General features: G+C 59.3%; 12 protein-coding genes. 8 read left to right on the forward strand and 4 right to left on the reverse strand.

The features are described from left to right. Window positions 1-40: 40 nt before the first annotated feature. Together HED64_RS13100 and HED64_RS13105 are read right to left on the reverse strand one after the other, a co-directional pair. The gene (locus HED64_RS13100) at window positions 41-1,111 is read right to left on the reverse strand and encodes a Gfo/Idh/MocA family protein (protein ID WP_168152474.1); all 1,071 of its coding nucleotides are present in this window, start codon (window positions 1,109-1,111) and stop codon (window positions 41-43) included. A 130-nt stretch (window positions 1,112-1,241) separates the two neighbouring features. Continuing rightward, the gene (locus HED64_RS13105; protein WP_168152475.1) at window positions 1,242-2,423 is read right to left on the reverse strand and encodes a Gfo/Idh/MocA family protein; all 1,182 of its coding nucleotides are present in this window, start codon (window positions 2,421-2,423) and stop codon (window positions 1,242-1,244) included. A gap of 138 nt (window positions 2,424-2,561) precedes the next feature. On the opposite strand from HED64_RS13105, the gene HED64_RS13110 reads away from it, so the two are divergent. From HED64_RS13110 to HED64_RS13145, 8 genes are all read left to right on the forward strand, one after another. Next, on the forward strand, window positions 2,562-3,587 hold the full coding sequence (locus HED64_RS13110; RefSeq protein WP_168152476.1) for a substrate-binding domain-containing protein: 1,026 nt from the start codon (window positions 2,562-2,564) through the stop codon (window positions 3,585-3,587). Window positions 3,588-3,832: 245 nt separating this feature from the next. Beyond that, window positions 3,833-4,828, forward strand: coding sequence for a substrate-binding domain-containing protein (locus HED64_RS13115; RefSeq protein WP_168152477.1), 996 nt, complete (start codon window positions 3,833-3,835; stop codon window positions 4,826-4,828). A 294-nt stretch (window positions 4,829-5,122) separates the two neighbouring features. Next, window positions 5,123-6,118 carry a sugar ABC transporter substrate-binding protein gene (locus tag HED64_RS13120; protein WP_168152478.1) on the forward strand — a complete coding sequence of 332 codons (996 nt, stop codon included), beginning with the start codon at window positions 5,123-5,125 and terminating at the stop codon, window positions 6,116-6,118. Between the two features lie 72 nt (window positions 6,119-6,190). Next, the gene (locus HED64_RS13125; protein ID WP_168152479.1) at window positions 6,191-7,246 is read left to right on the forward strand and encodes an ABC transporter permease; all 1,056 of its coding nucleotides are present in this window, start codon (window positions 6,191-6,193) and stop codon (window positions 7,244-7,246) included. Window positions 7,247-7,274: 28 nt separating this feature from the next. Beyond that, window positions 7,275-8,216 (forward strand): ATP-binding cassette domain-containing protein, encoded by a 942-nt coding sequence (locus tag HED64_RS13130; protein ID WP_168152480.1) that lies wholly within the window; start codon window positions 7,275-7,277, stop codon window positions 8,214-8,216. A 115-nt stretch (window positions 8,217-8,331) separates the two neighbouring features. Then, window positions 8,332-9,378 carry a Gfo/Idh/MocA family protein gene (locus HED64_RS13135; RefSeq protein ID WP_168152481.1) on the forward strand — a complete coding sequence of 349 codons (1,047 nt, stop codon included), beginning with the start codon at window positions 8,332-8,334 and terminating at the stop codon, window positions 9,376-9,378. A 5-nt stretch (window positions 9,379-9,383) separates the two neighbouring features. Next, window positions 9,384-10,418 (forward strand): Gfo/Idh/MocA family oxidoreductase, encoded by a 1,035-nt coding sequence (locus HED64_RS13140; protein WP_168152482.1) that lies wholly within the window; start codon window positions 9,384-9,386, stop codon window positions 10,416-10,418. A gap of 57 nt (window positions 10,419-10,475) precedes the next feature. After that, complete coding sequence (locus HED64_RS13145; protein ID WP_168152483.1) at window positions 10,476-11,348, forward strand: sugar phosphate isomerase/epimerase family protein; 873 nt, start codon at window positions 10,476-10,478, stop codon at window positions 11,346-11,348. Window positions 11,349-11,450: 102 nt separating this feature from the next. Here the strand turns inward: HED64_RS13145 and HED64_RS13150 are convergent, their stop codons facing one another. Continuing rightward, window positions 11,451-12,554 carry a VIT1/CCC1 transporter family protein gene (locus HED64_RS13150; protein ID WP_168152484.1) on the reverse strand — a complete coding sequence of 368 codons (1,104 nt, stop codon included), beginning with the start codon at window positions 12,552-12,554 and terminating at the stop codon, window positions 11,451-11,453. 238 nt (window positions 12,555-12,792) lie between these two features. After that, a complete protein-coding gene (locus HED64_RS13155) occupies window positions 12,793-13,065 on the reverse strand; it encodes a hypothetical protein (RefSeq protein ID WP_168152485.1) in 273 nt (90 codons plus the stop codon). Between the last annotated feature and the right edge of the window lie 3 nt (window positions 13,066-13,068).

Genomic DNA, 13,068 nt, shown 5'->3' on the forward strand with positions numbered 1-13,068 from the left:
GTTGGTGTTTGGTTGAAGCTTTCCTGCCTTCAAGACACGATCAACACCATCGACAGCTGCCAATGTCCGCTTCGAAGACGGATATCTCTAGCCCATCTTGTGCTGCACTCAGACGTGCGGCATCCAGCACCTGCATGGTCGCCACCGCTCGGCAGGCGCACACCGGCAGCGGCTTTTCGTGGCGAACGGCGTCCGCCAGCAACTCATAAAACCGGTGATAACTGCCCTGTCTTGAGGCCACTTTGCCCATATGACCATTGGCTACGAGGAAACCATCTGTAGGGTCAATTCCCCAGGCCGCGGGACTCTGCGCGGGTCGTTGTCCCTTTAGCAGGGCCTCTGCCTGAATGTCCCGACCGGCCAGTGTGAGAGTGCCAGCATCGCCCCGAGTTCGGATCATCCGGTTAGCCCGGGGTGCCAGTTTGTCTGCCGAAAGCCAGCTGGTGACGCCATTGGAGTGGTCAATACGCAGCGTAAAAGCCGAATCGTTGATTCCCCACGAGGTGTCCGTCCAGATCATGGTCGCCGAGACGTGCGCTGCTCCGCCAAAGAGCCACAGGGCTTGGTCCACCAGGTGGCTACCCAGATCGAGCAGGGTTCCACCGCTGGTCCTGGATTCTACCGAACGAGGTTCGTCTTGGTCGAAGACCGACTCAAAGCCACGGATCGTTCCGAGCTTGTCCTCGGCGAGCACCGATCGCAACGTGGTGATGTTAGTGTCCCAGCGCCGGTTTTGATAAACGCCCAAGCGGCATCCGGCAGCGCGTGCTCCGGCGATCAGTTCCATGGCTGCTGCGGCGTCGGTGGCAAATGGCTTGTCCAAGATGACTAGCGGGCACAATTCCATGGCCGCCGTGACCACGGACTCCCGTGCTGGAACTGGAACCGAAAGAACTAGGGCGTCGACGCCGGTTGCAACCAGCGATTCAAGCGAATCGTGTATCGGAACCTCGGGAAAATCGGCGCCCAGTTCGACCCGTCGTGTCTCCGATGTGCTCACCACTCCGGCCAGCACGGCTCCGACCGCGGCCTCAATGACTGGCGCATGAAAGTAGCGCCCGCCCCAGCCATAGCCGACTAAGCCGACGCGGATATCGGGGTCATGATGCATTCGATGGCAACCCTTTCCCTTGGTGATCAGTGGTTGTGACGCTGTGACGCTGTGGCGTTGCGGGCAGCCGGGGCGACGATTGTTGGTGCTTTGGGCTCGTCGCCCCGGCTTTGCGGTCTGCGCTGTTCAACTAGAGGGTGATGAGTTTTCCGTTGGCCTGAGCCGAGGCCGTCACCGCGTCCAAGATTTCCATGTTGCGCACGCCTTCATCGAAGGTGGCGCAACGCGGCAGCGAGTCGGCTTCCGGTACACCGGCAACCTCTTCGAGGAAGGCACGGGCCTGATAGGAAAAGGCCTCGTTCTGGCCGAATCCGACGCTCGGTGCATCCATGGGCAGACCACCGGACAGGTAGGGGTGCTCCGGGCCAAGAATGACCTGACGGTAGCCGTTCTGTGCGCTGTCGCCTTGGTTCAGGAATAGCTGGATCTCCGACGGGCGCCGCTGGTCGAAGCGTGCCGAGCCGTTGGCGCAGAAGACCTCGAAGATCAGCGAATTGGCATGCCCCGCGGCCACACGGGAGACTTCGAAGCCGCCGGAACCGCCGTTGGCGAATTCAGCGGAGAAGGCAGCGTAGTCGTCGTTTTCAACAGCCTCGAATGTATCGCTGACGGCTACATGGTCGTGACCCATGACGGCGCCCAGGGGAAGTGGGCGTTCCTTGATGGCGGTGCTCAGCCGACCACCGCTGACTGCGGTGATGTCGCCGCAGAGGAATTCGGAAACGTAGGTCAAATGGCTGCCCACATCGGCCAGCGCTCCGGATCCGGCACTGCCCTTGTATCGCCAGCTCATGGGGGCTGCCGGGTCGAAGCCGTAGTCCGTCCAATACCGGCCACTGAAGTGCAAGACGTTACCCAAGACTCCGTTGCGGATCAGGTCGCGGATATAGGCGATGCCCGGCGTACGGCGGAAGGTGAAACCGACTCGGGCGATCCCGGGGGCATTGGCTGCAAGTTCGGCCATGGCACGGGCATCCTCCATGGTGTCGCTTAGCGGCTTTTCGCACAAAACATGCTTGCCTGCCGCAAGCAGTCCCTCGACGGCTTGGCGGTGAAGCGAATTGGCGATCACGACGCTGACAACGTCAATGTCGTCGGCCGCGGCAATGGCCTGCCAGCTAGTGTCAGTGCGTTCGTAGCCAAAGCGGCGAGCAGCAAGGGAGCCGAACTCGGGATTCATGTCAGCAATCGACACGAGCTTGATGGGCGGTAGGACGGGCGAGTAGAGGGTGGAGGCGCTACGGAAGGCGGCCGCGTGGGCCTTGCCCGCCATGCCGGCGCCGATGACGGCAACCCTGATTTCATTCGACATGTGATGACTCCTTTAGAAAGCAAAAATTGGAGGTTGATGGTCAATCGTTGTGCTGATGCTCTAGACTATTGGAGCGCTCCATAAGAACGTTACGGTTGTCCATATGTCCTGTCAATCTTTTTCTGGAAGGTTTTGAAAGTGGCTGAAAAATCCCCATCATCCCGTTCTCCGGATGCTCCGCGTCCCACCATCTACGACGTTGCCACGCGAGCTGGAGTATCCAAGTCATTGGTTTCCTTGGTCTTAAGGGGGTCTTCCAACGTCTCTGCCGAGCGCCGAACCGCCGTGGAAACTGCGATTGCCGAGCTGGGCTACCGACCGAGTCAAGCGGCGGCAGCGCTCGCAGGAAATCGCACGGGCACCATCGGAGTCATCATCGATGACTACCGGAACCTGTGGTTCGTGGATTTTCTACATGGCATGCAGGAGGTTCTGGCCGAACGCGGCATCCGGGTGGCGGTAGCCGACAGATCGTTCAACTCCCACGTGGATGCCTCGCCGTTGGAAGGTTTTCTGGCGATGCGAGTGGACGGAATAGTTGTAGCCTCCGAGCCCAGCGATGAAATGGGTCGGGGGATTGGGGTTCCAGCAGTCTTGGCCGGAAACCGGCTTCAGCAAATCCCTGGGGCCGACATTGCCACGAGTGACGACAGATTCGGAGGCGGGTTGGCCGCCAATCACCTCTTGGGGCTAGGACACCGGAAGATTGGCCATGTCACCGGCGGTGGTGGATCGGCTCGTGAGCGCTGTGAGGGATTTAGGGAGGCGCTGCGCAATGCAGGTGTTGTTCCCGTCATTGTGGGCGATGGGGGCACATCGGAGCAAGATGGATTTCGCTTTACCCGGCAGCTGCTCTTGACCCATCCGGGCATTACAGCCGTTTTTGCCGCCAACGATTCGATGGCCATGGGAGCGGCGGCGGCGATTAAGGACGCCGGTCTGCAAGTGCCCCGGGATGTCTCCCTGATCGGGTATGACAATTCCCCATTGGCATCTTCTAATCTCTTGCGGTTGACGACGGTGGATGCAGTAAACGGTGAGGTTGGGCGCCGCGCAGCCAAAGCACTGTTGGCCCGCTTTGATGGCGGTCAGCAAGATACCGTGATCAATCTCGTGGAGCCGCAGCTTGTTGTCCGTGGCTCCACCGCCGAGGCCCGCGAATAGCAACTAACTCGTAATTCGCATCCAAATATAGAGCTAGTTCACCCATTTGTGAATGGCTTTATTTGTCGTGTTCTTGTAATTATATTAAAATATTTGTCCTGACAATCTATTGACTTCTTGAAATTAACAAATCATGCTCGATTGTGATGAAACTGATGGCCCAGCGCTAAGTCGCCGTCCTCCCTTGCGGAATCTCACCGCGGCATCATCACCTTCAATTCACTGCTAATTCGAGGAGTATTTTTATGTCCAAAAATCTTTCGTGGCGCACTATTTCGGCGACGCTGGTGCTGATTCCAGCACTCGGGTTGACGGCCTGCTCCGGTCAGGGTGGTCGCGCTCCGAGCGTGGATGTACCGGCGGCAGGAGCAGTTGCTGACACTCCGCGCCTTAAGATTGCCCTGATCACGCATGCGCCAGCTGGTGACACGTTCTGGGACATCGTACGAAAGGGGGCGGAGGCGGCCGCTGCCAAGGACAATATTGATCTGCAATATCTCAATGATCCAGAGGGCGGTAATCAGGCTCAGCTGATCGAGCAAGCAGTTGATCAGGGTGTTGACGGCATTGCCGTGACCTTGGCCAAGCCCGACGCGATCGCTGGCGCGCTGGCCAAGGCGAAGGCGGCTGGCATACCGATTACGAGCCTCAATGGTGGAGAAGATCGTTACAAGGAGCTGGGCGCCTTTGCGAACTTTGGTTCGGACGAGCGGGCGGCCGGCGAAGCCGTGGGGGAGAAGCTTCTGGACGAAAACTACAGGAATCCTATCTGTGTGATTCAGGTCCAGGGCCATGTGGGTTTGGAAGCCCGGTGTGCCGGAGTGAAGTCAAAAATCCCGGCCACTGAAGTGCTTTACGTACAGGGAACCGACATGACGCAGGTTCAGTCGACGGCGACCGCAAAGCTGCAAACCGCCAAGGACGTGGATGTGGTCATTGGTCTGGGAGCGCCGATTAGCCTGACGCTGTTGAAATCGATTGCCGAATCGGGGAGTGCTGCCAAGGTCGCTTCCTTTGATATGAATGCCGAAATGGCTCAGAAAATTGTTGACGGTGAAATTCTCTTTACCGTCGACCAGCAGCCATGGCTTCAGGGGTATGCGGCAGTTGATGCTATTTGGCTTGACGCCCATGGTGGATTTGCCTTGGGTGGCGGAAAGCCGGTGCCCACGGGCCCGAGCATTGTTGACAAGAACAATGCCGAAGCGGTGCTGGAGTTCGCCAAGGGCGGCATTCGGTAGGGTGCCGCGGGGTGGGGGGCTTGGCCTGATCTACCCGCCGCCCCGCGGATCACTCCGCTGAAATCCTGGAACTTTTCATGGCAAGATCCACGCCGGTGAAGCTGCTGTGAACCTCCTAAGGTTAGGGCTGATGTAAATATGTCCTAACAATCTATTGACATGTGTGACAGTAGTCACGATGATCAATGGAAAGGGAATAGCTGGTTGGCGACAAAGACGCCTTCGATTTTCGGCTGGAGTCCCTGAGGCCGCCTTGGGAGACAGGCCGGCCGACAACTCGAGGAGATTCGTGTAATGGCAAAAATTTCTTGGCGTAAGGTCGCGGTGGCAGCCGTGATGGTTCCTGCCCTCGCTTTGACCGCCTGTTCCAGCGGTGGCGGCCGAGCCCCCGAGCCAAGCACCGGCGAGGGAGCCGGAGCCGTTGCAGCGACCCCGAAAATCAAGGTTGCCTTGATAACCCACGCAGCTCCCGGCGACACTTTCTGGGACACCGTGCGCAAGGGGGCTGAGGAAGCAGCAGTCAAGGACAACGTTGACCTGCAGTATCTTTCGGATCCGGATGGCGGGCGCCAGGCCCAGCTTATCGAGCAGGCAATTGACCAAAAAGTCGACGGCATTGCCGTCACACTGGCGAAGCCCGATGCTTTGGCTTCTGCCCTCAAGAAGGCAACGGCGGCAGGCATTCCCGTCGTTAGCCTGAATGCCGGCGAAGACCGTTTCAAGGAGCTTGGGGCTTTTACTCACTTCGGTTCCAATGAAAAAATTGCAGGTGAAGCGGTCGGCGAAAAACTTGCCGCGGAAGGTTACAAGCATCCGGTTTGCGTCATCCAGGAACAGGGCCACGTTGGCCTCGAGAATCGTTGTGCGGGTGTGAAAGAAAAGGTCCCCGGCTCGGAGATCCTCTACGTGCAGGGCACCGACATGACGCAGGTCGAATCGACCGTCACAGCCAAGCTGCAAGCCAGCAAGGACGTCGACGTGGTTATTGGTCTCGGCGCTCCCTTCACCTTGACCATCCTGAAATCTGTGGCTGGCGCAAAGTCCACTGCCAAGGTCGCTTCCTTTGACATGAATCCAGAATTGGCACAGCAAATCGTTGACGGAAAGGTCCTTTTCACCGTCGACCAGCAGCCCTGGCTCCAGGGCTACGGCGCGATTGATGCACTGTGGCAGAACACCCGTGGCGGTTTCGAAATCGGTGGAGGCCTGCCGGTACTGACCGGACCAGCCATCATCACTCCCGATAACGCAGCGGAAGTCCTCGAATTCGCCAAAGAAGGCGTCCGCTAGAAGTCAATGACCCACGTGCCGGTGGTGGAGACATCCACCACCGGCACGGACCAACGGAAAGTAATTCACATCATGACGAACACAGTCCTCACTCCACCCGCCGCACCAAAGGCGGCCGACGAGCGGGTGGCGTCAAAGGGCGCCATCACTACGCTGCTCGGTCGCCCCGAATTCGGTGCCCTAGTTGGCGCGGTTGCCATGTTTGCGTTCTTCGCCCTCGTGGCACCCGTATTTTTGCAGCCCTCATCTTTCGCGACCGTGTTGTACGGGTCATCGACCATCGGCATCATGGCCGTCGGCGTTTCGCTGCTCATGATCGGTGGAGAATTTGACCTCTCCACCGGTGTTGCGGTTATTTCTTCGGCTCTAAGCGCTTCACTCTTCTCTTGGTACTTTGGAACCAATGTTTGGGTGGGCGTGGTACTTGCACTAATCGTTTCGTTGGCCGTCGGCTTCATCAACGGTTGGATTCTGATCAAGACCAACCTCCCGTCCTTCATCGTCACCCTGGCCACATTCTTGATGCTCACCGGTCTGAACCTAGGATTGACGCGCCTGATCGGTGGCTCGGTGTCCACCCCCTCGATTGCCGATATGGACGGTTTTGAATCGGCTAAGGCGGTCTTTGCCTCTTCGGTGAACATTGCCGGGGTCGACGTGAAAATTACCGTCTTCATCTGGATCGCTTTGGTGGCAGTTGCCTCCTGGATCTTGCTCCGCACCCGGGTGGGGAACTGGATCTTTGCCGTTGGTGGCGACGACAAGGCCGCCCGTGCGGTAGGTGTCCCCGTTGTCCGCACCAAGATTGGACTCTTTATGGGTGTGGGTTTCTGCGCCTGGATCCTGGGCATGCACAACCTCTTTGCGTTCGCTACGGTCCAGTCCGGTGAGGGTATCGGTAACGAATTTCTCTACATCATTGCCGCCGTCATCGGTGGTTGCCTGCTGACCGGTGGCTACGGATCGGCCGTCGGTGGTGCCATCGGTGCCTTCATCTTCGGCATGGCCAACAAGGGCATTGTCTACGCGGAATGGAACCCGGACTGGTTCAAGTTCTTCCTGGGTCTGATGTTACTGCTGGCCACGATCGTGAACCTGGTCGTGAAGAAACGTGCAGAGACCAAGTAGCAGCGTAAGGAACCAAGGAGCGAATCCCATGACCAATACCAAGAATTCCCCAGCAGCCGAACGTATCGACCAGGCGACGCTGCTACATGAACAGACCGACCCCCTGACACACACACCGGTTCACCTTCTTGAGCTCAAGGATGTCGGCAAACATTACGGCAACATCATCGCCCTGACCGGTGTCACGATGGCCGTGGACACCGGACGCGTCACCTGCGTGCTGGGCGATAATGGAGCCGGAAAATCCACGTTGATCAAGATCATCGCAGGATTGCACCAGCACACCACCGGCACCCTGGAAATCATGGGTGCCGAACGAAAACTCAACTCTCCACGAGAGGCATTGGACTCCGGTATCGCGGCCGTTTATCAGGACCTCGCGGTGGTCTCCTTGATGCCCATCTGGCGCAATTTCTTCCTCGGTTCTGAGCTCACCAAGGGTATCGGCCCGTTTAAGAGCCTCGACGTGGAGGCGATGAAGAAAATTACCAAGGATGAGCTCGCCGCCATGGGCATCGACCTGCGTGACGTGGAACAGCCCATCGGACAGCTCTCCGGTGGCGAACGTCAATGTGTTGCCATTGCCCGCGCAGTGCATTTCGGGGCCAAGGTCCTGATCCTTGATGAGCCCACCGCTGCCTTGGGCGTCAAACAGTCCGGTGTGGTGCTGCGCTATATTCTGCAGGCCCGTGATCGCGGCCTGGGCGTCATCTTTATTACACACAACCCGCACCATGCCTTCCCCGTCGGGGACCGCTTCCTGTTGCTCAAGCGCGGCAAGTCGATTGGTTACTACGACAAGAAGGACATCACCATCGACGAGTTGACCAGCCAAATGGCCGGTGGCGCGGAGCTGGCCGAGCTAGCTCATGAGCTCGAGCAGGCCGGTGGCCACGACGAGGTGCTCGCCGAAGTAAAGGCCGAGGTTGCCGAGACCCTGGGAACACAAGAACCCAGCCATCGGGCCTAAAACCATGAAAGAAATCTAGGGGTGGCTCTCGACGCGCCGATGCAGGGCCACCCCAGCGAACCAAACACGGCGCCCTTCGTTACCAACACCAACACCAACAAATAAAGGAGCTCAGATGAGCATCTTCCCCGATGCCTTGCCCGAGTCCCGGGTCCCGGACTCTCGAGATGCACCGGTGCTCAATTGGGGAATTGCCGGCCCCGGATGGATAGCCGAACGATTCATCGAGTCCGTCCGGGCCCATACACACCAGAATCTGGCGGCGGTTGGCTCCCGATCAGCAGCGCGGGCCGCCGATTTTTCCGCTAAACACTCGGTTCCCGCGAGCCATGGAAGCTACAAGGAACTTGCTCAGGATCCGAACGTGGACATCGTCTACGTCGCGACTCCGCACCCGCACCACTTCGATGTAGCAATGACCGCCATTGAGTCGGGCAAACACGTCCTGATAGAAAAACCCATGGGGATCACCGCCACCGAGGTTGCGGCCATCATCAAGGCCGCGGACGCCCATCAGGTGTTCGCTGCCGAGGCCATGTGGACATTCTTCCTGCCCAAATTCGACGTGATTACCCAACTATTGGAGGCCGGAGCGCTGGGGGAGCTGGTCACCGTTGCGGCAGAATACGGCGAGTACTTTGAACCCGACCACCGAATCTTTGATCAGGATCTGGCCGGTGGGCCGCTTCTAGATTTGGGTACATACCCGCTGGCTTTTGTCAGCAGGGTCATGGGCGCCCCCGACACCGTGGCGGCGATCGGCACCCAACACCCCACCGGGGTAAACGGTCAGCTTTCGGCCCTACTACGTTTTGCCGGTGGTGGGCACGGCACCGTGAACACTCACCTCCACAACTTCACCCCCACCACCGCGTTGATCACCGGAACCGAAGCAACACTGCACATCGATGGGCCCTTCAACATGCCGGGCGGCTTCACCCTGCGTCATCATGACGGGCGTGAACTACGCTACGACCAGGCGGCAGGGGCCCATCTCGAAGGACTGCACTTTGAGGCCGCGGCCGTTGCCCGATGCATCGCTCAGGGATTGACCCAAGCCCCGCAACGTCCCTTGGCTGACACGCTCATGACGCTAGAACTGGCCGATGAAATTCGCCGTCAGATCGGCGTCACACTCCCCGAAACCACCACACGGAAGTAAACACCATGAAGACCCTGAATCTTGGACTTATCGGCGTCGGTCGCATCGGCACGATGCACGCCAACAACCTCAATGCGCTCCGGCCGCAGCTGGCCGATCGAGGCCTGGAGGTGAATCTGTGGATCACAGATGTCGCCGCTGACTATGCGCGCATCGTGGCCGCCGGGCTGGGCGCCACCTTCTTTGACTCCGTAAACGCCATGATCGAGGCCGGGGTTGACGCCCTGCTGATCGCCACCGGAACCATGACGCACCCCGATTTGATCCGGGCCGGGATCGCAGCAAACCTGCCGGTCTTCTGTGAAAAGCCCGTGGCCGGAGACGTGGAATCCGCGCTCCCGTTGCTCGAAGAAATTGCCGCCAGTAACGGACGGGTGCAAATTGGGCACCAGCGCCGCTTTGATGCCGGGTATCTTGAAGCCAAACGTCGGTTGGATGCCGGAGACCTGGGCTGGATCCACACCATGCGAGCTGTAACGGGTGACATGGTCCCGCCTTCGCTGGAATTCATCGCCACCTCCGGAGGGCTGTTCCGTGACTGCTCGGTCCACGACTTCGACATCCTGCGTTGGCTCACCGGCAAGGAAATTGTTGAGGTCTACGCCAAGGGGTCGAACAACGGAGACCCGGGAATTGGCGCAGCAGGCGATGTAGATACCGCCTTGGCGGTCCTGACCTTTGACGACGGCACCGTGGCCACGGCAAGTGCCACCCGCTATAACGGGGCTGGCCACGATGTGCGTCTAGAAATTCAGGGCTCCAAGTCCACCGTGGTGGTCGGGCTAGACGAACAATCAGCCATGCATTCGGCAGAGCTGGGAGTCGAATTTCCGACAGGTACCTCGCACCAAACATTCATTGAGCGCTTTGACGGTGCCTACCGCGCGGAAATGGTGGCATTCATTGAGTACGTGCTGGGGGAGCGGGAAAATCCCTGTTCCGCCTGGGACGCCGTGGCAGCCTCGCGGGTTGCTGATGCTGCCCAAGAATCGTTGCTCACCGGGGCCCCTGTGGCCATCAATCCCGTCCCAGTGGCCTAACCCTTCTCAATAAGTACCGCACGCCTTCACCAATTCATGACGCAAAGGAAATCCACCATGAGCACTAGCATTGCCGATCAGCTTGCCGCTGCCCCGATCTCTTGGGGCGTGTGCGAGGCCGCAGACTGGGGCATCCAGTTGAGTCCGGACCAGGTCCTGAGCGACATGCGGGAACTGGGCATTAAAGCCACGGAATTTGGTCCATTGGGTTTTTTGCCCACCGACCCAGCTTCTCGTGCGGCACACCTGGAGGATTATGGGTTGAAGGCAGTTGGCGGTTTCCTCCCGGTGGTGTTGCATGATCCCGACGTGGATCCGTTGGTGCTGGTCAGCACCGAATTGATGGCATTCATCGCAGCCGGGGCATCGGTGATGGTACTGGCCGCCGACTCCGGAACCGGAGACTACGAAGAACACCATGAAATGGATGAGGCACAGTGGGAGGTCTTCGGGAACAACCTACAGGCAGTGGTTGACCTTGCGGCCGAATCCGGCATCCTCGCCGTGCTCCACCCACATGTGGGCACCATGATCGAATCCGCTTCCTCAGTCCAGCGTTTGCTGGAATCAACCACCGTGCAAATCTGCCTAGACACCGGCCACCTACTGGTCGGCGGAACCAATCCACTGCAGCTAGTGCAACGGCACGCTGCACGGGTTGGCATTGCTCACCTGAAGGATGTGCGAGCCGAGATCGCCGCCACCGTCGAACGTGGAGAGCTCGGCTTTGTTCAGGCAGTAAAAGACGGCATGTTTGTCCCGTTGGGTCAGGGCGATTGCGAGATCGGCCAAATCGTTTCTTTGCTCCAAGAATCGGGTTATCAGGGCTGGTATGTCATGGAACAAGATGCAGTGCTCGATACGACATCCGACGCGGCCACTGCCAAAACCGATGTCGGCGCATCCATCGATTTCCTCATGAGCTTGTAAACACCGCTCACCTTCGTCCAACTCACAAAAATGGTGTAGTCACTTTCCCTGCGGGAGTGACTACACCATTGCTGATTGGAGGTGGGGAAATGCGGCGCGCTCCTAGGCTACCGAGGTGCCGAAGAACAGACCCAAAACGTAGGTGACGGCCGCGGCACCCAAACCGATGGCCAGCTGACGCAGCCCGCGCTTGGTCGGCGAGGCTCCGGAGAGCAGACCGACGACCCCTCCGGTAACCAACAGGGCGATACCAACCAAGGCGGCGGACAGCAGAATGGCGGGCGTGCCGCTCATGCCGAAGATGAACGGAAGGATCGGGATGACGGCTCCGGAGGCAAAGAAGCAGAACGACGCGGAAGCCGCGCCCATGGCGGAACCGATTTCCTCGTGCTCTTCGGTATCGGCAATTTCCGCCAGCTCTGAGCGTAGCGAGGTGGAGGGATTGCAGTCGCAGGAGTACATGCCCATGCGTTCGGCGGCGCGGTGCGCAGCATCTTCGTCACTCATCCCTCGAGCCTTGTAGACCAGCACCAGTTCATTGGCATCCAGATCTAAATCCGGTGCCGCAGCGAGGGTTACCTCGGTGGGTTTGGAAGCGTCGAGTAATTCGCGTTGGGAGCGCACGGAGACGTATTCGCCGGCTGCCATCGACAGCGCACCGGCTAAGAGCCCGGCGATACCGGAGAAAAGCACCATGGAGGTAGCCACGCCGGTGGCACCAATGCCCATGACGAGGGCCAAGTTCGAGACCAATCCGTCGTTGGCCCCGAACACGGCTGCCCGGAAGTTGCCCGAGAGCCGGTTGCGGCCACGAGTGGCCAAACCCCTGACGACTTCTTCGTGGACGAGTTCGTCCGCGGCCATTTGCCGCGTCGCGTCGGTGTCCGCGGCATAGGGCGAGTTGCCCTCGGCGCGCTGGGCCAGGGCCAGCACAAATACCGAGCCAAAGTGCCGCGCCAGGAAGCGGAGCATGGTGCGGCGCAGCGAGGGGGCGGTGGTTTTGGCGGCGTTCTCGCCCAGAAGGCCCCGCCAGTGTTCTTCGTGTCGGGTTTCGGCTTCAGCCAGGCCGAGCAGGATCAGGCGTTCCTCGCCGGTGCGGTTGTTGGCCAGTTCGCGGTAGACGGCGCCTTCGGCGATTTCGTCGGCCAGGTACTGGCGCCAGCGTTTGATTTGAGCAGGGGTTGGGGTTGGTGCCAGCTGCGGCATACTCTCATCCTCGTTAGGCGTTCGTGGCCATGGCTGGCCACGTGATGGGGAGGCCCAATGAGAATAAATTTGGGTACGTTGAGCCTCGGGCCACCAAAATGTGGACCGAAGGTCTCGTTCGCCCAGAGTCGGAAAAATTGCCCGTGCCCTTAGGTGGATTGCCGGGTTACTACGCTGTAACCAGTATGTCGACGCACCGCTTCCCCGCAAGTTCTGCGGGTATGGGAACTACTCCCCTTCAACCCACGAGTCTAGCGGTCGGAAGCGGAAGGGAAAATTTGATGAGACTAAAAAACAAGGTCCTTCCGGAGGCGTTTCCGCGCAACGGCACCCTGACCATCAATTGGCTGGTGGCGGTATCCCAACGGGGTCTGCCCACCGCGTCGGCAAGAGCTGCGGCTAGGGCGGCTCCATCCGGGACGTGAAAGGACTGCCAGGTGCCCGAGAGTCGGAGTTCAAGCACCGAACGGTGCACATCAAGCAGGGGGAGTACGGGGATCGAGGGTGCCATGAT

Origin of the sequence: Paeniglutamicibacter terrestris, from assembly GCF_012271785.1 — a bacterium.
Taxonomy (GTDB): Bacteria; Actinomycetota; Actinomycetes; order Actinomycetales; family Micrococcaceae; genus Paeniglutamicibacter; species Paeniglutamicibacter terrestris.